This is a genomic window from Enterococcus timonensis (assembly GCF_900104595.1).
GTDB classification, from domain to species: domain Bacteria; phylum Bacillota; class Bacilli; order Lactobacillales; family Enterococcaceae; genus Enterococcus_J; species Enterococcus_J timonensis.
The window spans coordinates 264,982-285,994 of sequence record NZ_FNVY01000002.1; the positions used below are offsets into that span (position 1 = coordinate 264,982).

15 protein-coding genes are annotated in these 21,013 nt (G+C 37.3%); 13 read left to right on the top strand and 2 right to left on the bottom strand.

The window, feature by feature from the left end:
* The first annotated feature begins 11 nt into the window (after positions 1–11).
* The 7 genes from BQ5341_RS01605 (at position 12) to BQ5341_RS01635 (ending at position 7,687) form a co-directional block, all read left to right on the top strand.
* Complete coding sequence (locus tag BQ5341_RS01605; RefSeq protein WP_071130311.1) at positions 12–671, top strand: YesL family protein; 660 nt, start codon at positions 12–14, stop codon at positions 669–671.
* Positions 672–786: 115 nt separating this feature from the next.
* Positions 787–3,198, top strand: coding sequence for a glycoside hydrolase family 2 TIM barrel-domain containing protein (locus tag BQ5341_RS01610; RefSeq protein ID WP_071130312.1), 2,412 nt, complete (start codon positions 787–789; stop codon positions 3,196–3,198).
* Between the two features lie 134 nt (positions 3,199–3,332).
* The gene (locus tag BQ5341_RS01615) at positions 3,333–4,397 is read left to right on the top strand and encodes a M24 family metallopeptidase (protein WP_071130313.1); all 1,065 of its coding nucleotides are present in this window, start codon (positions 3,333–3,335) and stop codon (positions 4,395–4,397) included.
* Between the two features lie 92 nt (positions 4,398–4,489).
* The gene (efp, locus tag BQ5341_RS01620) at positions 4,490–5,047 is read left to right on the top strand and encodes an elongation factor P (RefSeq protein WP_071130314.1); all 558 of its coding nucleotides are present in this window, start codon (positions 4,490–4,492) and stop codon (positions 5,045–5,047) included.
* Positions 5,048–5,075: 28 nt separating this feature from the next.
* Positions 5,076–5,507: an Asp23/Gls24 family envelope stress response protein gene (locus BQ5341_RS01625; RefSeq protein ID WP_071130315.1), complete on the top strand. Its 432-nt coding sequence runs from the start codon at positions 5,076–5,078 to the stop codon at positions 5,505–5,507.
* Complete coding sequence (gene nusB / locus BQ5341_RS01630) at positions 5,497–5,949, top strand: transcription antitermination factor NusB (RefSeq protein ID WP_071130316.1); 453 nt, start codon at positions 5,497–5,499, stop codon at positions 5,947–5,949. The genes BQ5341_RS01625 and nusB overlap by 11 nt, the downstream gene beginning before the upstream one ends.
* A 184-nt stretch (positions 5,950–6,133) precedes the next feature.
* Positions 6,134–7,687, top strand: a complete 1,554-nt coding sequence (locus BQ5341_RS01635; protein WP_071130317.1) for a tagaturonate epimerase family protein — start codon at positions 6,134–6,136, stop codon at positions 7,685–7,687.
* Between the two features lie 28 nt (positions 7,688–7,715).
* Here the strand turns inward: BQ5341_RS01635 and BQ5341_RS01640 are convergent, their stop codons facing one another.
* Complete coding sequence (locus BQ5341_RS01640) at positions 7,716–8,027, bottom strand: GIY-YIG nuclease family protein (protein ID WP_071130318.1); 312 nt, start codon at positions 8,025–8,027, stop codon at positions 7,716–7,718.
* Positions 8,017–8,742, bottom strand: a complete 726-nt coding sequence (locus BQ5341_RS01645; protein ID WP_071130319.1) for a tRNA1(Val) (adenine(37)-N6)-methyltransferase — start codon at positions 8,740–8,742, stop codon at positions 8,017–8,019. The genes BQ5341_RS01640 and BQ5341_RS01645 overlap by 11 nt, the downstream gene beginning before the upstream one ends.
* Before the next feature lie 103 nt (positions 8,743–8,845).
* Here BQ5341_RS01645 and BQ5341_RS01650 point away from each other — a divergent pair, with 103 nt between their 5' ends.
* The 6 genes from BQ5341_RS01650 to BQ5341_RS01675 all read left to right on the top strand — a co-directional run bounded on the left by BQ5341_RS01650 (position 8,846) and on the right by BQ5341_RS01675 (position 20,816).
* A complete protein-coding gene (locus BQ5341_RS01650) occupies positions 8,846–9,484 on the top strand; it encodes a lysophospholipid acyltransferase family protein (RefSeq protein ID WP_071130320.1) in 639 nt (212 codons plus the stop codon).
* Between the two features lie 136 nt (positions 9,485–9,620).
* A complete protein-coding gene (locus BQ5341_RS01655; protein WP_071130321.1) occupies positions 9,621–10,736 on the top strand; it encodes an exonuclease SbcCD subunit D in 1,116 nt (371 codons plus the stop codon).
* Entirely contained in the window at positions 10,733–13,783 is a 3,051-nt protein-coding gene (locus BQ5341_RS01660) for an AAA family ATPase (protein WP_071130322.1), read from the top strand. The genes BQ5341_RS01655 and BQ5341_RS01660 overlap by 4 nt, the downstream gene beginning before the upstream one ends.
* Positions 13,780–16,941 carry a DEAD/DEAH box helicase gene (locus BQ5341_RS01665; RefSeq protein ID WP_071130323.1) on the top strand — a complete coding sequence of 1,054 codons (3,162 nt, stop codon included), beginning with the start codon at positions 13,780–13,782 and terminating at the stop codon, positions 16,939–16,941. The genes BQ5341_RS01660 and BQ5341_RS01665 overlap by 4 nt, the downstream gene beginning before the upstream one ends.
* 355 nt (positions 16,942–17,296) lie before the next feature.
* Positions 17,297–19,048 carry an ABC transporter ATP-binding protein gene (locus BQ5341_RS01670; protein ID WP_071130324.1) on the top strand — a complete coding sequence of 584 codons (1,752 nt, stop codon included), beginning with the start codon at positions 17,297–17,299 and terminating at the stop codon, positions 19,046–19,048.
* A complete protein-coding gene (locus tag BQ5341_RS01675; RefSeq protein WP_071130325.1) occupies positions 19,035–20,816 on the top strand; it encodes an ABC transporter ATP-binding protein in 1,782 nt (593 codons plus the stop codon). The genes BQ5341_RS01670 and BQ5341_RS01675 overlap by 14 nt, the downstream gene beginning before the upstream one ends.
* The last annotated feature ends 197 nt before the right edge of the window (positions 20,817–21,013 follow it).

Below are 21,013 nucleotides of genomic sequence, written 5' to 3' on the forward strand. Positions count from 1 at the left end.
AAGGGGACGGAATGTTTAATAAAAAGTCATTTGAAGATAATATCTATATGAAAATTTTCTATTGGGCCTATTTGATTTTATTTTTAAATGTCACTTTGATTGTGACGAACATTCCCTTTTTTCTAGCAAGTTTATTTTTAAGTTTTTTGCCTGGAAATTATTGGATATTTTGGTTGGCGTTGATTTTATTTGGGCCAGGGATTATTACCGTTCTTGCTTGTGTGGATGAATTTTATGAAACACATGATCTAAGTCTCTGGAAGTCTTTAAAAAAATATTTTCGGGCATACTTTGTCCGCGGCTTAGCTTATTGGGGGATTTTCTTAGTTGCTTTGTTGATTTCTCTAATGGACATTTGGTTTTTCTATCAAACATCTATGGCAGCAGTAGCTATTCCCGTATTTATTGTGTTAAGTGTTGTAGCTTTAGCAATAAGCTTGAGTGCGATGTATTTTCAAATTCGTAATCCAAAAAGTAAAATCAAAGATATTTTGCGAGCTAGTTTTTATTACAGTTTGAAAAAGTGGTACGCGTCAATTTTAAATGTTGTCTTACTTTTGGCGATGATTACTTTGATGATTTTAAAGCCACAATTTGGTTTTATTTTAACGCCGACGATTTTTTTAGGGATTATTTATCTCAATTGTCGAAAACTAAATCCCGACAAGTAAAAACCGTCTCCGGACGGTTTTTTTCTTGAGAAAAATGAATGATAAGAAATATGTAGAGAAACTCTTGCTTACTAAAAATAATATTTTTTTAAAGAGCATTTTTTAGGAGGAAATTATGGAAAAACAGCAAATCAAAAACTGGAAATTTATCTTAAAAGATGAGGCTGAAGCGTGGCAAAAAGATTTTGACGATGCCAATTGGTCAGAGGTGCAAGTTCCTCATGATTGGAGTATTCACCAGGACTTTTCGCGCCAAGCTTCAACTGGGACAGGTAGCTTACCGGGAGGAATTGGTTGGTATCGGGCGACTTTCCCTTTTGAAAAAAAAGTTGCTGCGACCAAATATCGATTGGTTTTTGAAGGAGTTTATAAAAACACTCAAGTTTGGGTCAATGGCTATCATGTCGGTGGGCGACCTTCTGGTTATGCTTCTTTTTCTTTTGATTTTACAGATATTTTAAATGAAAATCATAACGATCAAGTAGTGATTGCCGTTAAAGTGAACCACACCGATATTGCAGATTCTCGTTGGTATAATGGTTCGGGAATTAATCGACCTGTTTGGCTTGAAAGCCATCAATCATGGCAAATTGCTGAATACGGTACTTTTTTTCAAACAAAAACTGTCGATCAAAACGACGCCACTATTTTACTGGAACAAAAAATAATTAACGATGACCTGAAAAATCGCCAAGTACGTATTCAACAAACGTTAAGGTCACTAACAAATGGCCAGGAATATCAATTTAAACAAGTTGAAAATTTCCAACCATTTGAGGAAAAGAAAGTTATTTTTAATGAGCAACTTACTGGAGTAGAGCTATGGTCAGCAGAAAATCCGCGTCTTTATCGTTTAACGACAGAACTTTTTGATCAAGAAACTTTAGAAGTCAGTACGTATCAGGAATTAATTGGCATTCGCGAATTTTCTTTTAATCCAGATAGCGGATTTTTTATTAATGGAAAGAACGAAAAAATCAAAGGCGTTTGTCTCCATGAAGATGCCGGAAGTTTTGGCACCGCAGTACCAGTTGAAGTTTGGACTCGTCGTTTATTAAAATTAAAAGAAGCTGGCGTCAATGGTATTCGGATGGCGCATAATCCTCACAGTCAAGTGCTTTATAAATTATGTGACTTGTTAGGCTTTTATGTGATCGATGAAGCTTTTGATGAATGGGAAAATCCAAAAAATAAATGGTGGCAAGGTCACAATGTCTATCCGCCAAAACATGAAGGGTATGCTGAATTTTTTCCTAATTGGTATCGTCAAGATTTAGAAAATATGGTCAGACTGAATATCAATCATCCGTCAATTATTTCTTGGAGCATCGGAAATGAAGTCGATTATCCTAATGATCCGTATGCTAACCCACTCTTTGCAGAAATGAAGGGGAATAATGATTCGGCAAAACCTGCCGCTGAACGAATGTATAATCCCAATCGACCAGATACACGCCGTTTGTCGAGTATTGCGGAAAAATTAATTCAAGTGATTAAAGAAATTGATACAACGCGACCCGTCACATTGGCAGCAGCCTTCCCGGAACTTTCTAGCCAAACTGGCTTGTTAGATCACTTAGATTTGATTGGTTATAATTACAAAGAACATTTATATGAAAAAGATCATCAACGTTTTCCTAAGCAGCCATTTATTGGTAGCGAAAATGGTCATAGCTATCAACAATGGTTAGCTGTTAAAAATAATGACTATATTGCGGCCCAATTTATTTGGACTGGTTTTGATTATTTAGGAGAAGCTTTCGGTTGGCCGATTCATGGATCTGGTCAGGGAATGCTGACTTTAGCTGGATTTCCTAAACCAAATTGGTTTTTGCGAAAAAGTTGGTGGACAAAAAAAGCAACGGCAACCTTGTTCACTCGTCCAATCCGCTCAGATAATACAGGTGATGGACCATTTTATCGTCAGTGGAATTATTTAACGGGTGAATCAGTTGAAGTATTTTGTTTTAGTAATTGTGAAAATGCTAAGTTAATGATTGGTGAAAAAAATTATCCTATGACTTATGATCAAGAGTTTGGTTACTTTAAAGCAGTGGTTTTAGCTGAGGATAGTTTGCTAAAAGTTATTTGTAAAACTGGACAAGAAGAGTTAGCCACTGATTATCTAACACCAAGCAGAGGCGCTTGTCTTCTTGATTTGAAATCATGGACTTTACGAGAAAAATTAGCAAAATTATTAGTGTCAGCTGACCTTTTGTCTGATGAGGACGAACACGTTTATCAAATTGAAGGAAAATTAATCGATAACCAAGGAGAATTATCCGCCAATGATTTAATGGCGCAAGTCCAAGTTCAAAATGGCGAACTTCTAGGGATTGAAAATGGAAATTTGGCAGATATTACTAGCTACGATGAACCTTATCGATCCACTTTTAATGGTCGAATAATTATTTTTGTCAAGGGTACGCCACAAACTAAAGTAGTTGTCAGTTTGCCAGGGATTAAAAATCAAGAGCTGGTTTTATCTGAATTTACCAATGAAGATAGTAAAGAAAACCCAATATGAATTAATTAGTATTGTGTAGATTGGAAAAGTAAAACAGAATAAAAATTTTAAAAAAGTCGCCAATCAAGCGGCTTTTTTATTTCCGAAACTTTTGCGGTATAATAAGTGAAAGTAAGAATTCAGGAGGAATTTAGATGAATATTCGTTTGAAAAAATTACAAGAAAAAATAATTGCTGAAGATGTCTCAGCAATTTTAATTACTAGTCCGTATAATTTGCGGTACATCACGGGATTTACGGGGACGACAGGACTAGCGGTGGTGACAAGCAACAAAAGTTTTTTTGTGACGGATTTTCGTTACCAAGAACAAGCGGCCGATCAAATTAAAGATTTTCAAATTCTGCAAAATCGTGGACCAATTTTTGAAGAAGTTGAAAAAATTGTTCAAGCCGAAAAAATTGATGATCTAGGTTTTGAACAAGAGTATCTTACTTTTGCGGCTTTTGATGATTTAAGTAACACTATAAGTTGTGATCTAACAGCACTTTCTGGAGTCATCGAAAGTATGCGGGAAGTGAAAGACGAAAAAGAAATCGACTTAATTCAACAAGCTTGCGCAATTACTGACGAAGCGTTTAGCCATATTTTGAAATTTATTACGCCGGGCATGACGGAAATTCAAGTAGCTAATGAGTTGGATTTTTTCATGCGTTCAAAAGGAGCTAGCGGTGTTTCCTTTGAAACGATTGTGGCAAGTGGTGTGCGTTCGGCGATGCCTCATGGTGTGGCAAGCACTAAAAAAATTGCGTCTGGCGAACTTGTAACGATTGATTTTGGTTGCTACTATCAAGGATACGTTTCTGATATGACCCGGACATTTGCTTTAGGCGATCCTGGAAGTCAATTAAAAGAAATTTATCAAATTGTTCTAGCGGCTAATCAAGCGGTGATTGAAAATGCGAAAGCTGGCATCAATGGATTAGAACTTGATACGATTGCTCGCAAAATTATTGGCGATGCAGGTTACGGCGAAAATTTTGGTCATGGGTTAGGTCACGGGATTGGTTTAGAAATCCACGAAGCACCAGCTGTTTCTGCTAGCCAAGTGACACCTTATGTGGCAGGAAATATTATTACCGATGAGCCAGGCATTTATTTGCCAAAAATTGGCGGGGTGCGCATTGAAGATGATTTGTTGATTTTAGAAAATGGTTGCCACGTCTTTAATCATGCGCCAAAAGAATTAATTATTTTGTAAAATGTCTTGAAAACGAATTTTGCTAGCGACTGTGGGCTTTACGTGATAAACTAAGAACAGAAAATATTCGTAAGCTTGCAAAGGAGAATGAGATGATTTCAGTAAATGATTTTAAAACAGGTCTAACAATTATTGTCGATAATGACATTTGGCGTGTAGTGGAGTTTCAACATGTGAAACCAGGTAAAGGGGCAGCTTTCGTTCGGTCAAAATTAAAAAATATGCGGACCGGCGCCGTGCAAGAAAAAACATTCCGGGCTGGCGAAAAAGTGGGCAAAGCTCAAATTGATAATAAAAAGATGCAATATTTATATGAAAGTTCCGGAGCTTATGTTTTTATGGATTTAAATACTTATGAACAAATTGAAATTCCCGAAGCCCAAATTAAAAATGAATTGAAATATATTTTAGAAAATGCCGAAGTAACAATTATTATGTACGGCACAGAAATTTTAGGAGTCGATCTTCCCAATACGGTTGTTTTGGCGGTGGCGGAAACTGAACCGGGAATTAAAGGCGATACAAGTTCTGGCGGAACGAAAACAGCGATGATGGAAACTGGACTTAATGTCAACGTGCCATTTTTCGTTAACCAAGGGGATAAATTAATTATTAATACATCTGATGGTTCGTACGTTTCACGGGCTTAAAGTTTAGAAAGTTAAAGGAGGAACAATCATGGCTGAAGAAAAAAATTTACATTTAAATGGTAATGATGCGTTAGGAGAAATTATTTTAGCGCCTGAAGTAATTGAAGTGATTGTGGGCATTGCCGCTAGCAAAGTGCCAGGCGTCTATGGGATGCAAGGGAGCTTTAGCGAAAATGTTGCGGCAATTTTTGATCGCAAAGCCGCTCGTCATACAAAAGGTGTTTATTTAAAAGTGGAAGAAGCAGGTTTAGTGGTGGATCTGTATTTGTATTTGGAATATGGCACCAACGTCCCTAAAGTAGCTTTAGAATTGCAAGAAAAAGTGAAACAACAAGTTTTATTTATGACGGATATTCAATTGGCCCAAGTAAATATTCACGTGGAAGCAGTTGTGCCAGAAAAAGTCGTTATGCCAGATTTTGATGACTTGTTGGGACTTGAGGATGAAGATGAACAATAATATCTCGCGTCATGAAATCCGGGAAGTGGCTTTTCAAGCGTTATTTCCGTTAGATTTTAATGCCGACTTAGAAAAAAAAGATGCCATTGAAGCGGTCTTTGAAATGGATCAAACCCAGTGGCTTTCTGAAGATAATTCTGCTTTTGTGCCAGCGTATTTAGATTTATTAGTCGAAGGCGTTGTAGCAAAAAAAGAAGAGTTAGACGAAATTATTACTAGCCATTTGCAAAAAAATTGGACTTTAAAACGGATTGCTAAAGTTGATTTAGTGATTTTACGTTTAGCTATTTTTGAAATGAAATTTGTGGATGAAGAAGATGTGCCGGATCGAGTGGCCTTAAATGAAGCGTTGGAGCTGGCCAAAAAATACAGCGACGATGCCTCTAGAAAATTCATCAACGGTGTCTTATCAAATGTTATGCAAAGTTTAGAAGAAAAATAAAATTATTTGAAAAAAAAGTCGGAGTTTCCTTCGACTTTTTTTTAATCTGGAATTTTAAGTCAAAATGCTTGCAAAAATTGTAAAATATTTGTAGAATGAAAAAGTAAAGAAAGGGATTTCTTTTTTTATTAATCGAAAATGTTCACGTGAACATTTTCCTTAAAAAATAATAAAGGGGCGTTTTATTTTGTTAAAACAATTAAAAGCTGAAATCGAAAGTATTTTAGCAGATGATAAGAATTTATCGACAGTTGAGCTGATTGAAAAAAATTCAGTGCAAGTGGATCGTAAAAATATATATTTCATTTTTAATCATCAAGGGACGCGGCAATTAGGTGTATTGGAAAATCGTTTGACTGTTGGCGATTTTTCGGCGACTGATCAAGTAGATTATGACAATCAAACGTTACTGATCGGTGACTTAAATGAACAAAATTTACACGCTTTAGAAAAAAGATTTACTTGGTTAAAACCAACAAGCCGCCACGGGTACAAATATACATTTGGCTTAGGCGATCGCTTAGGGCTCGCCGGAGATGCGCATTTGCAATTATTTAAAGGTCGGGGAATTTTCCCAGTCTTAGCTCAACAATCAATTCGCGAATTATTATTGACCGGTCGTACATTTACTAGCGTTTTGCAAAGTGCAGAATGGTCCGTCTTTTCTCAAGGCTACAAAGATGGCTGGGGCGCTGATGGCGATCATGTGAAGACACCTTACGAAGTGGATTATGCGGTAAAAACTGGCTTTACGATGATTACTTTAGATTGTACCGAAAAAATTCATAATGAAATTGCCGAACTTAGTGAAGAAAATCGGAAAGCGCGCTTTGCAAAGTTAAGTACAGCGCAAAAAAATTATTTTGAAGAAACGTATTTAAATAAAACTTTTTCTTTAGATAATGGCTTAAAGGTGCATTTCAGCGAAAAAGATTTGCAAGAGTCGGTTTTAATTTTTTATGATGCAGTACTTTTTGCAGAAACTATTTTTCATCAATTTGTGCAACCTTATAATTTGGATTTTGAAGTCAGCATGGATGAAACAATCGTGCCGACGACGCCGGCTAACCATTACTTTTTTGCCAATGAATTAGCAGCTAAAAAAGTAGCTGTAGAAACTTTGGCACCGAAATTTTACGGAGAATTCCAAAAAGCAATTGATTATATTGGTGAGCTAGGTCGCTTTGAAGAAGAGTACGCCGTTCATGAAGCTATCGCCGAACACTTTGACTACCGGTTATCGATTCATTCCGGTTCTGATAAATTATCCGTTTATCCAATTATCGGCAAAATTTCTCATAACCATGGTTGGCACGTAAAAACTGCCGGCACTAACTGGTTGGAAGCTTTAAAAGTAATTGCCATTAAAGATCCCGAATTGATGAAAGAAATTTACACCTTTAGCTATGAAAATTTGGCAGATGTGAAAAGTTTTTACGAATTTAAAGCGACACAAGAAACGGCGCCAAAACCAGATTCTGTTGCACTAAAAGATGTTTATCAATTATTGTTAGATGACGATCCGCGCCAAGTATTGCATACGATGTACGGTTCGATTTTAAATATTCAAGAAAATTATCAATATGTTTACCGCGACCGTTTCTTCAAAGTTTTAAATGCAAATTTAGATTTATACCAAGAAATGTTGAATTTACATTTAGCTAAACATTTGGATCTTTTGCAAGGATTAGCTAAAGACAAAGAAGAAGTATTAGCAAAATACAATTATAAAAAATAAAAAAACGAGGAGCGCTCCTAGGCGTTCCTCATTTTTTTGTATTTGTGATGTCAGTGGCGATATTGAGATTTTGATGACTGGCGAGATAAGCCATTTTTTTTGCGCGGCTTTGATGTTTAAAAGCATATTCAGCTTTAAGTGCTAAACTTTTAGTAGGGAAAATTTCGGCGTGAAGTAAGGTGACAGGTCGCCGCGTCTTTGTATACTTGGCGCCTTGGCCTTTATTATGAGTTGCCACACGCTTTTCAAGATTGTTAGTAAATCCGCCGTAAAAACTATGGTCGGCACATTCCAAGACGTAAAAAAAATAATTTTTTTCTTTTTGATTTTTATTTTCCATAGAGCATCTCGTGGATTTCTGGGGTGTATTGATTATCGTCTGTGTAAACAATTTGAGCCGGCAGTACTTTTAAACCTGGTTTGCCGTCTTTAATCGCCTCAATCAAAACCATATTAGCTTCGCGACCAGCCTTGGGATAAATAAATTGCAGACGCTTTGGCATCAAGCGAGCGGCCGTTAAGACACTGAGAATTTCTGTTAAACGTTCGGGGCGATGGACTAAAGCAAAATGGCCTTTTGATTTTAAAAGTTTGCCGGAAATGGCGGCAACTTCTTGTAAATTAGTCGTGATTTCATGACGCGCTAAAGCCAAATGTTCATTAGGATTTATTTTTTTGTCGGGGGCATCTTTAAAGTAAGGTGGGTTGCAAAGGATTAAATCGACAGAATTAGCCGGCACATTAGCTAAAATATTTTTTAAATCGTCGTTAATCATCGTGTATTGTTTTTCTAAATGGTTTAAAATAATACTTCGCCGTCCCATATCGGCTAATTTTTCTTGAATTTCCACTTGAGTAATTTGCGCGGTGGTTTTTGGTGCTAAAAATAAACCAACCGCCCCATTACCGGCACACAAATCGACAATCGAACCAGTGTGAGGAACACGCGGGAAATTCGCCAACAAAACGGCGTCCAAAGAAAAAGAAAAAACAGTTGGGCTTTGAATAATTTGAATATCGGCTGAGTAAAGTTGATCGATTCGTTCATTTTCCAAAAGATAATGCCCTCCTTAATTCTATTTTTTTTCAAGTTTCTATATTATAATACCATTATGTATCGTTAAGCAAATGCTTGGCGGCGTTTCGAAAGGAGAACTTATGTTTTATCGTTTTATTCGCGGATTATGTAAAGGAATACTCTGGCTTATCAATGGTCGCCCTCAATTTATCGGGCGTGAACTTTTGCCTACTGATGAAAATTATATTTTAGTAGCGCCGCATCGGACGTTTTGGGATCCAATGTATTTAGCAATTGGAGCTAGTCCGAAACAATTTTCATTTATGGCCAAAGAAGAATTATTTAAAAATCCGATTTTGCGTTTTATTTTAGTTCATGCCCACGCATTTCCAGTGGATCGGGCCAAACCAGGACCGTCTGTTATTAAACGGCCAGTGCGGGAATTGAAAAATTCTGATCTATCGCTCATTATGTTTCCTTCTGGCACGCGGCACTCGGATGATTTAAAAGGCGGCGTAGCTTTAATTGCCAAAATGGCCAAAGTAAAAATTGTTCCTAGCGTCTATCAAGGACCGGTGACTTTGGGCGGTTTGTTTAAACGCCAAAAAGTAAAAGTCCATTTCGGGGAACCTTTTGATATTAGCGATGTTAAAAAATTGGATGCAGATGGCTTGAAAATAATTGAAGAGCGGATGAACGCGTCTTTTAATTATTTAGATGCGCTAACTGATCCGAATTTTAAATACATTCCAGAAAAAACTTCTGAAAAAGAAGGTTAATGTAACGAAAAAACCTCTCTATTTTTGGGAGTTGAAAATAATGAGTTTAAGTCTGCGGACTTAGGCTCATTATTTTTATTTTCCTAGCTAAAAACCGTGGTATAATGGTGGGAAGAAGATTTTTCGAGGTGAGAAGATGCGATTTATTCATACAGGCGATTGGCACGTGGGAAAAAGAGACCACGGCTATGATTTATTAGCCGATCAAGAAGCTATTTTTCAACAAATTATTCGGCTAGCTAAAACCCATCAAGCTGATGCGATAGTGATTGCTGGTGATTTATACGATCGAGCAGTACCGAATCAAGAAAGTGTGGCTTTATTAAATGCCGCGTTACAACAAATGAATTTGACTGAAAAATTTCCGCTATTAGTTATTTCTGGCAATCACGATTCAGCGGTGCGCCTAGCGACCGGATCGGCGTGGTTTAGTGCGCAACAATTTTATTTGCAGACGACTGTTTCACAAGCCTTAACGCCAGTTGAAATGTTTGATGTGCAATTTTATTTATTGCCCTATTTTGAAATTTTTGATGTCCAACAAGTTTTTCCAAATATAGAAATTAAAACTTTGCAGCAAGCTTTTGATCTGGTAGTTGAAACGATGGCAAAAAGTTTTGATCCCTCAAAAAAACATGTCTTAGTCAGTCATTTTTTTGCCAGCGGGGCAACGCCAACAGATTCTGAAACTAAAATTCAAGTAGGTGGCTTGCAAAATATTACTACCACGAGTTTAGAAATTTTTGACTATGTGGCGCTAGGGCATCTGCATAATCCTAAAGCGCTGAACCATCCGTCGATTCGTTATTCCGGCTCACCTTTGCCTTTTTCAATTTCTGAAGCAAATCAACAAAAAGGGGTCGTTTTAGTGGATACTGAAAAGATGACGCAAGAATTTTTACCTTTAACGCCTCCTAGGAAAATTCATCTTTTAACCGCAAGTTTTGAAGAATTGACCACCGATGAAAATTATTTACAATATAAAAATGATTTTGTGGCGATTAAACTGACGGATCAGGCAGTGATTTATAATGTGATGGCCCGCTTAAATGAACATTATTCATTTATTTTAGAGTTAACGCGCGCCAATGCGCCACAAATGAAGTTAGAAAAGAAAGTATTGCTAGCTAAAAGCCCGCTGGATCTATTTGAAGATTTCTATCAAACTATGACGGAAAAAAAAGTAAATGATAGTCAAAGGAAAATTTTAGAGAAAAGTTTTCAAGAAATTGGTAAAGGAGAGTTGCTATGAGACCATTACGTTTAACTTTGGAAAATTTTGGTCCATTTGCGCAACAAACCGTTGATTTTTCAACCTTAGCCAACGACCATTTATTTTTAATTTCTGGTAAAACGGGCAGCGGCAAGACGACTATTTTTGATGGTTTGTGTTATGCATTGCACGGACAAACTAGCGGGAATACGCGCTCGCCAAATGAGATGCGTTCGAAATTTGCCGGTGATAAAATAACCCAAGTGAGTTTACTTTTTGCCATTGATGATGTGGAATACGAAATTACTCGTAGTCCAGAATATGTGCGGGAAAGTAAACGGGGAACCGGGCTAGTTAAAGAAAGTCAGAAAACAGTTTTAATTAAATATGTCGATGGAAAAGCAGTCGACCAATGGAAAAAAGTTAGCGAAGTAGACGAAAAAATTCGCGAGTTAATTGGGTTAACGCGCCAACAATTCGTCCAAATTGTTCTCTTGCCCCAAGGAGATTTCCAGCGATTTTTACTAGCCGACTCAAATGAAAAAGAAGAAGTCTTGCGGAGTTTATTTCATACGAATGATTATTTGCAAGTAGCGCAGTATTTAAAAGACGAAGTGAAAATCCAAGATAAAAATTTGGAGAAAATGGATTTGACCCAAAGCATGCTCCTCAATCAAATGGAGTGGCAAGGTCCATTTTCTAAATCTCTTTTCCTGGAAAAAATAAGTGCTGAAAAAAATATTCAGACAGAGTTTCTGGCAGAAAATCAAAAAGCTAAAGAGCAAGTTGGACTAAAACAAGCAGCAGTAAGCGATGCCCAGCAACAATTGGCGCAACGGGAAAAAATGAAACAACTATTAATTGTCGAAGAAGAACTGGTGCAAGAAGAAAAAACAGTAACTATTTGGCAAGATGAAGTGGCTCTTTTGGACCGAGTGGAAAAAGCAGAGCATCTTTTTCAAGTCGTAGAACAGCAGTCAACGCAAAGTAAAATGCTAGCTGAAAAAAGACAAGAAGAAGAAGTTCAGCAGCATTCCCTTGAAAAAGCGCAAGAAACACTAGACCAAGAAAAAAATGAACTCGCTAGTCAACAAGACGAAATGAGCGAAATCAAACAAAACTTAGATCAATTAATTTCTAAAAAAGCACAATACGAAAAGGTTGAAGAACAAACAAACCAACTGCAAAAAGCCAATCAAGCACTCAGTGAAAAAAAAGAAAGTTACGATAATGAAAAAAATGCTCTGACTGAAAAAGAACAAATGGTCGTCACTTTAGGAAAAAAAGTTTTTCCAGTCGATTCTTTTTTCCGGCGCCAAACGCAATTACAAACGGAGCAATTTGAACTAGAAAAAGTAACTCAACAAGTCGCTTCTTTTGAAAAATTACAGAGTGCTCTTGTGCAAGGAGAAAAACAGCTGGCAAGTTTTGAAAAAGAATTAACAGCGGTTCAAGAAAAATTAGCCACAGCCGAAAATTATTTTCAAGAAAAAAATAAAGCTTGGGCCCAAATGGAAATTTCCAGACTGGCGGAAATGTTGACTGATGACGAGCCTTGCCCATTATGTGGCAGTACTCATCACCCTAACAAAGCGCCATTTGAAGCAGGCGATGTGGAGTTGGCCAATGATTTAAAAAATCAAGCAGCAAAACAATTGGCAAACCTGCAAGGGCAAAAAGCACAAGTGCAAGAAAAAATTACCACCCAAAAAAATCAGCAACAAGAAGCGAAGCTACAAAAAGAACAATTAGGGAATGTTTTAAGTAGTGAAGAACTTTCCCAGCGCCGAGAAATTTGGCAAAAAGAGCAAGCACAGCTTGAAAAAGATCAACAAGAAAATAAGCAAAATCAACAAGAACTCACCAGCACGACGGAACAATTAAAAACATTGCAAGACCAAGTGCAGCAACAAGAAGAAACGGTGCAACAAGAGACACAAGAAATTAAAATTCTCGCCGCCCAAATTGAAAGCTTAAAAGAAAATTTGGATGCTAAATTTTTAACGAAGGATCTTCGCCAAGACCAAGAAAAAATTTGGCAAAAGCAATGGACTGATTTTGAAGGAAAAACAATTGAAAATACGAAAGCTTGGCAAAATTTGCAAGAGCAAAAAATTATTAATTCCACTCAATTAAAGAGCTTAGTCCAACAACAAGAAGAACAAACAGAAAAACTCCAAAAAGCAGTAGCAGATTTTCAACAACAATTAACTTTACAGCAGTTAAGCCAAGAAGAATTTAAGACGGCCCGCGTAAAATTAGATCAACGCCAAAAATACCAACAACAAATTGCCGACTGGATCGAAAAAGAACGGAATTTCCAGGCTGAAAAAAAGGCTCTAGCCCAAGAAATTACCGACGTTCCGCTTGATTTACTGGAGTTAACCGAACAATTAGCTACTGAAAAAAATAATCAAATGGCCGCTGAAGAAAAATATTACCAACAAAGCAATCGCGTCACCCAACTAGAAACAGTGGGGGAAAAATTAGCTCAACATAGTGAAAAAACAGCAGCTGCCCAAAAGAAGCGTCAAGATTGGCAAGAACTTTCTGCGGTAGCTAATGGAGACAGGCCGTATAATATTTCAGTGGAACGATTTATTTTGCAACAAAGCTTTAACGAAGTCGTTGAACGAGCCAATGAAAAGCTCCAATTTCTTTCTGATGGTCGTTATTATTTACGGTTAAAAGAAGAAAAAAATGCCGCCCGAAAAAATTCCGGCTTAGAATTAGATGTTTTCGATTTTCATTTAGGAGAAACGAGACGCGTTCAAACTTTATCTGGTGGCGAAAGTTTTAAAGCTGCTCTAGCTCTGTCTTTAGGATTAGGCGAAGTGGTTCAAGAAAAAACCGGGGGCGTGAATATTTCGCTCCTCTTTATTGACGAAGGCTTCGGCACGTTGGATGAAGAGTCGCTAGATTTGGCGATTGAAGCTTTGGAAAGTATTGAATCAAAAGGAAGAATGATCGGCATTATTTCCCACGTGGAAACTTTGAAGCAGAGAATTTATAATCAGCTGATGGTGGAAACTAAAGGAAATGGTCGCAGTATTATAAAAAGTCACAAAGGAGGTGGTGCAAAATGAAATGGAGTATCCCCGAACGAATCATTGAAAAAGGCCGGCGCTATGTAACAGAAGGCCGGGTATTGTCAGTCAATCCCGACTACGAAGAAAAAATTTGGCACGCCCAAGTGATGGGACACGAATTGTATTTGGTGGATCTTGACGGCACGGCCAAAGAAAATGACCACTGCCAATGTTTATTTTGGCAAGAAAAAGGGTATTGCAAACATACTGTCGCTGTGGAATTATATTTGAAACAACAAAAAATGAGCCGAATTTTAACGGAGAACACCCCGGTTCAAGCCAATCGTTCCGCCGTTTCTTTTCACGAATTATTTACCCAAGGACTAATCGAAGGGCGCGGTTTGACCAATGCCGTGTTAACTGAAAAAATCAGCATCGCTTATCAAATCGAAACCGTAAGCATGAATCCTTATCAAAAAGAAAAAGATTTACTAGCTCTCTCGTTAAAAATTGGCCATCCTGGAGAAAAACAATATGTGATTAAAAATATTGGCGAATTTTTCCAAGCTTTTTCAAAAAGCGAAAAAATTACCGTGAATCAGCAATATATTTTTTATTTGCAACCAGAAAACTTTTCGGCAGAAAATCAAAAAATCATTCGCCAATTAGCCCAACATTATGAATCACAACAAGTGCTTTTAAGTGGCGGATTTACTAAAAAAGGCAAGCCTGAAAAAAAATATCTTTTGTTAGGACTTTTTGGTCTGACTGATTTATTAACTGAAATCTTTGCCACCCAACAAGCCGTGTTACTCTTAGACAGTCGCTACACGGGCGTTGTTTTTTCAACGGAAAAACCATTATCAGTGACGATTTCACCTGAAAAGAAAAACTTTTTGCTGACAATCGATAATCCTGTCACGCATTATTTCGCCAACTATCACTGGGCATTTGCAAAAGGCGTTTTTTATTTATTATCGCCGCGCCAAGAAGTGATTTTACAAACTATTTTAAATTTAATGAAAAAACGCTCCAAAAACCAAATTACGTATGCCGCCGATCAATTGTCGGTTCTTTTTGCCCAAGTGGTGCCGGTGCTAAAAGAATGTGCCACAGTGAGTGTAAGTGCATCGCTAGAAGAACTTGTGGTGCAAGAAACATTAAAGACGACTTTTCATTTGCGGAAAATACAAGGCGACATTCGTCTACAAGTTGATTTTCAATATGGGGAAAATATTTTTTCTAGTGATCCGACAAAAACAGTCGAAGTGCAAAAAAATGTTGTCCGCCAAATTCCAGCTGAAGAAAAAATTATTGAACAAATTCAACTGCTAGGTTATCAAAAAAGCGCGAAAGATTTTCGTAAAACAATGCCTACCGGAAGTCAGTTGTATCAATTTTTCACTAGAGAAATTCCTCAGTTGCAAAAATTAGGGATTGTTCGGATGGGTAAAAAACTGCGCGGCTTGTTCTTAAATGAAGCAAAAACGCCGCCGAAAATTAAAGTGACCACCGAAGATTCTTGGTTGGCGGTGCATTTTGATATTGTTGGCGTCCAAGAAAGTGAAATTCGCCAAGTAGTGGCTGCTATTTTAGCTAAAGAAAATTTTTACGAAACGCAAAATGGTGAAATTTTAGATCTTACAGAAGATATGCAAGACACGAGTGCTACTTTGCAAAAATTGCGCGGTCGTTGGCAAAAAGATGGCACGTTAAAAATTCCTAATTATCAAAGCTTGCTGGTGGAGAATTTATTTTCCGAGGCAACATTTGATCATGATTTTAAAAAAATGGCCGAAGATTTAACTAAGGTCCATGCTTTTAAAGCAAAATTGCCGCAAGGGTTGCAAGCGAAGTTGCGCACTTATCAAAAAGAAGGTTTCCGCTGGCTAAAAATGCTAGCTCATTATCAATTAGGCGGCGTTTTGGCCGATGAAATGGGTCTTGGGAAAACGGTCCAAGCGATTGCTTTTATTTTGTCTCAAAAAGAAGAAAAAAAATTCAACGCGCCGACTTTAATTGTGGCTCCTGCTTCTTTAACTTACAATTGGCAAAGTGAATGTGCCAAATTTGCGCCGGATTTGACTGTAGGTTTGGCAGTTGGCGTCAAAGATGAGCGGGAAAAAATTATCGAACAAGCGCATCAATTTGATATTGTTATTACGAGTTACGCCAGTTTACGGCAAGATGCCCAAGACTACGAGGTCCACGATTTTTCTTGTCTGATTTTAGATGAAGCGCAAATGGTAAAAAATGCCGCCACTAAAACCGCTCAAGCTTTAAGAAAATTGGATATTCCGCAACGTTTTGCATTATCAGGAACACCGATTGAAAATAATTTGAGCGAATTGTGGAGTTTATTTGCGATTATTATGCCGGGCTTTTTCCCGAAAAAACAACTTTTCAAACAATTAACAACCGCTGAAGTAGCCAAGATGATTCAACCTTTTGTCTTACGCCGAGAAAAGGAAAATGTGTTAAAAGAATTACCAGCAAAAATCGAAACCAATTTGTATTCATCACTCTTGCCGGAACAAAAAACCGTTTATTTGGCTTATTTATCCCAGATGCAACAAACTTTATCAGGCATGGACAAAAAAGCTTTTGCGAAAAATCGTTTGAGTATTTTGGCTGGTCTGACACGATTGCGGCAAATTTGTGGCGATCCAAGAATGTTTATGGAAGATTTCGAAGGTAGTTCAGGAAAATTAGAACAATTGAAAGAGTTTTTAGTGAACGCCAAAGAAAACGGCCGCCGTGTTTTAGTCTTTTCACAATTTACTAAAATGCTAACCTTAATTGAAGATGAGCTGGCAGGATTGGGATTGAGCCATTTTTATTTGCGCGGGTCAACGCCTGCTTTGGAACGTTTAAATATGGTCAATGAATTTAATGACGGAGCAGGAGATGTCTTTTTGATTTCTCTAAAAGCCGGCGGAACCGGATTGAATTTAACCGGGGCTGATACCGTGGTCTTGTATGATTTGTGGTGGAATCCCGCCGTGGAAGATCAAGCTGCCGGCCGCGCCCATCGCATTGGTCAGAAAAAAGTCGTAGAAGTTTTTAGGATGATCGCCAAAGGAACCATCGAAGAAAAAATGGCCGCACTGCAAAACGAAAAACGCGCTTTGTTTGATGAAGTCTTAAACGGCCAAGAAGCCAAAACCAACCAACTCACCGAACAAGACATCAGAGAAATCTTCGCCATTGAATAAAAGGTTGTGTTTTGACCGGTTAGCAGTGTAGAGAATTAGGAAAATTTCAAAAATCCCGAACTTGGATTTTTAAAAATTTTATCTATTCTCCTAACTGGTGGTCAAAACACACCGTCAATAAAGCAGATAAACAAGTTATAACAAATCTAAAAAGGTCTAAAGCGTACTTTGCTTTGGGCCTTTTTATGCATTTATTTTTTATTTTAATGTTCGGTGTTTTTTTGGCAAATTACCATAATATTTGGCTGTTTTTTTAAGTAATCATTTGCTATAATGCTTCTTCAGAGAGCAAAATAAAGAAATGGAAAGGCTTTAATTACTAGATGGAAAAGTATAAAAGGAGAATAAAAAAGCAATGAATAATTATCAGTGGATTTGGCGCTTTGTAGCTCCAAATAAAAAAAGGTTGTTGGTGGCCTTAATATTTATTTTGATTAATGCAGGCTTAATTTTGGTGAATCCATATTTAGCCGGGGTTTTAATTGATCAAGTCATCCAAGGTGGAAAAGTAGAATTACTGATTCCAATTTTATTGATTATGATTGGTGTCACACTCGTTAGAACAGTCGTGCGTTATTTGTATCAAATTTTATTTGAACGCACCGGACAAAATACAGTCTTTGATTTGCGGCAAACAATGTACAAAAAATTACAAGAACTGGATTTTGATTTTTTTAATCACACACGGGTGGGGGATATTATGGCCCGCATGACTGGTGATACCGATGCGATTCGTCATTTTGTTTCTTGGGTGGATTATAATGTCATCGAATGTGTGACTTGGTTTATTTGTGCGGTGGTGGTTATGAGCTGGATTTCTTGGCCGTTGATGTTGGCTCTCGTTGCTGTGACGCCTCTAATTTTTATTTTTACGATGTTGATGAGTAAGCAAGCTCGTCCGCGCTTTTTAGAAATTCGGAATAGTTTTGCCCGCTTAAATTCCATGGTGGAAGAAAATATTGGTGGCAATCGTGTGGTGAAAGCCTTCACTCGGGAAGCTTTTGAAATCGATAAATTTAATGAACACAATGAAGATTTTAAACAAAAAAATATGGAGTCCGCTGCTGTTTCTCGTAAATATTTACCGTGGCTGGACGGCTTTGCTTCCAGTTTAGCGGTGATCGTTATTGTCTTTGGCGGTTATTTAGTGATTGATGGCTCCATGACTTTAGGTGATTTGGTGGCGTTTAACGGTTATTTGTGGATGTTGAACCAACCCATGCGGATGTCTGGTTGGCTGATCAATGATGTGCAACGTTTTAATGCCGCTTGCGTTAAAATTCGGCAAATGCTAGGAACAGCGCCACAAATTTTATTAGAAGATCGCCCAATGGAAAAAAGAATTCACGGCGATGTAGAATTTAAAAATGTTGGCTTCCACTTTTCCGATGATCCAACGCATATGGTGTTAGAAAATATTAGTTTTTCAGCAAAAGTTGGCGAAACTGTCGGAATTTTAGGTGAGACGGGTTCTGGAAAAACGACGTTAGTTAATTTAATCGCCCGCTTTTACGATCCAACAGCAGGCGACGTATTAATTGATGGGAAATCGGCTAAAGAATACCCCATTCGAAAATTGCGGGAAAATATTGCTATGGTCATGCAAGATGTCTTTTTATTTTCCGATTCTATTTCTGATAATATTGCTTTTGGTAATCCAGTAGTAGATCCTACTTTCATTCAGCAAATGGCAAGTGCCGCCGACGCGGATGCTTTTATTTCCCGGATGCCAGAAGGATATGCAACAATTGTTGGCGAACGAGGGGTTGGTTTATCTGGTGGTCAAAAACAACGGATTTCATTGGCGCGAGCGCTAGTGAAAGATCCTTCCATTTTAATTTTGGATGATACAACTTCTGCGGTGGATATGGAAACAGAAACGAAAATTCAAAAAGAATTAACCACATTGACGCAGCAAAAAACTACTTTCATTATTGCCCATCGGATTTCTTCAGTGCGAGATGCTAATTTAATCTTGATGATGGAAAAAGGGCGCGTGGTGGAACAAGGAAGTCACCAAGAGTTGGTGGCCCTTAAAGGAAAATATTATGAAGTCTACCAAAAACAATTAGGTTTGTCAGGAGGTGTGGAAAATGGCGCGGAATAAATTTGATGTCGATGAAGAACTACAACAGGAATTCAATTGGCGCCAATATAAACGCCTCGGTCAATATATCAAGCCTTACAAAAAAAGAATTGTTCAAATTTTATTTGTTATTATTTTTGCCAATGTTTTAGGAATGTTTGGTCCGTACTTTACTAAATACGCTATTGATACGGCAATTCCTAACAAAGATTTCACGGCGCTTTTGATTATCGGCGGATTGTTTTTACTAACCTTGATTATCGGCGGCATTTGCATGCGTTATCGGATTTATCACATCACTGAACTCGGACAAGATGTTTTAAAAGATATGCGTTTTGATATTTTTTCTCACTTACAGAAATTATCATTTTCTTATTTTGATTCTCGCCCGCACGGCAAAATTTTAATTCGTGTCGTTAACTATATTAATACGTTAAGTGACTTATTAAGTAATGGTTTAATCAATTTAATTTCTGATTTCTTCAATGTTTTTATTACGTTAATTTTTATGATCTTTTTGGATGCTCGCCTAACATTGTGGTCGTTAGCCCTAATGCCAGTGCTTTTTGCGCTCGTTATGGTGATTAAAAATAAACAACGGAAAGCTTACCAAATTTTGAGTAACAAGCAGTCTAATATGAATGCATATATTCACGAGTCTATCGCCGGGATTAAAATTACCCAAAGTTTTGCTCGGGAAAAAGAAAACTATCAAGTATTTAAAGACATCAACCAAGAATATCGCTCTAGTTGGATGAAGGCTGTAAAGATTCAATTTCTTTTATGGCCTGGGGTGCAAAATATTTCCGTTATTGCGACGAGCTTGATTTATTTTGTAGGAATTCGCCAAATCGGCGTAGAAGTTTCCACCGGGACATTAATTGCTTTTATTGGGTATATTAATAATTTTTGGAATCCAGTTATTAATATTGGGAACTTTTATAATTCTTTAATTACCGCGACAGCTTACTTGGAACGGATTTTTGAAACACTAGACGAACAACCAGAAATTATCGATCACGACAATGCGGAAGTGTTGCCACAAATTGAAGGCACGATTGATTTTGAGCATGTGACCTTTAGTTATGAAAAAGATAAAACAATTTTAAAAGATATTTCATTTCACGTCGCTCCGGGTCGATCCATTGCTTTAGTGGGACCAACGGGTGCTGGTAAGACGACGATTATTAATTTATTGAGTCGCTTTTATGATGTAGATAGCGGGAAAATTTTAATTGATGGTCACGATATTTCTAATGTCACTTTGCCAAGTTTGCGTAGTCAAATGGGTGTTATGCTGCAAGATACGTTTATTTTCTCAGGGACGATTTTAGAAAATATTCGTTACGGGCGCTTAGAAGCTACGAAAGAAGAAATTATTGAAGCTGCCAAAGTTGTTCGGGCCCACGATTTTATTATGGAATTAAAAGATGGCTATGAAACAGTAGTTGAAGAACGGGGAAGCACATTGTCGGCTGGGCAACGCCAACTCTTAGCTTTTGCCCGCACATTGTTAGCCAATCCTAAAATTTTAATTTTAGATGAAGCTACTTCAAGTATTGATACTAAAACGGAAGAATTATTGCAATTAGGTTTACAACAATTGTTAAAAGGGCGGACGAGTTTTATTATCGCTCACCGTTTGTCGACGATTAAAAACTCAGACCAAATTTTTTACATTGCCGACCAAAAAATTCAAGAAGCCGGCAACCATCGTCAATCGATGGAACACCGTGGCCTTTACTATCACTTATATCAATCGCAATATGATTTAATTAAAATGGATTAACGAGTTGTAAATGAAAAGCCGACAGAAAATTGTCGGCTTTTTTGTTAGGGAAATTTTAGATTAGAGAAATTTTTTCAGCGATTTCTTTTAGTTGTATTCAGTTTGCAAGACGTTTATAATTAAAGTGTCCAGTTCGTCACATGCAAAATTTTTTGTGTGCATTTTTTTTAGCGGCTTTAAAGTAAAAAATACTAAAA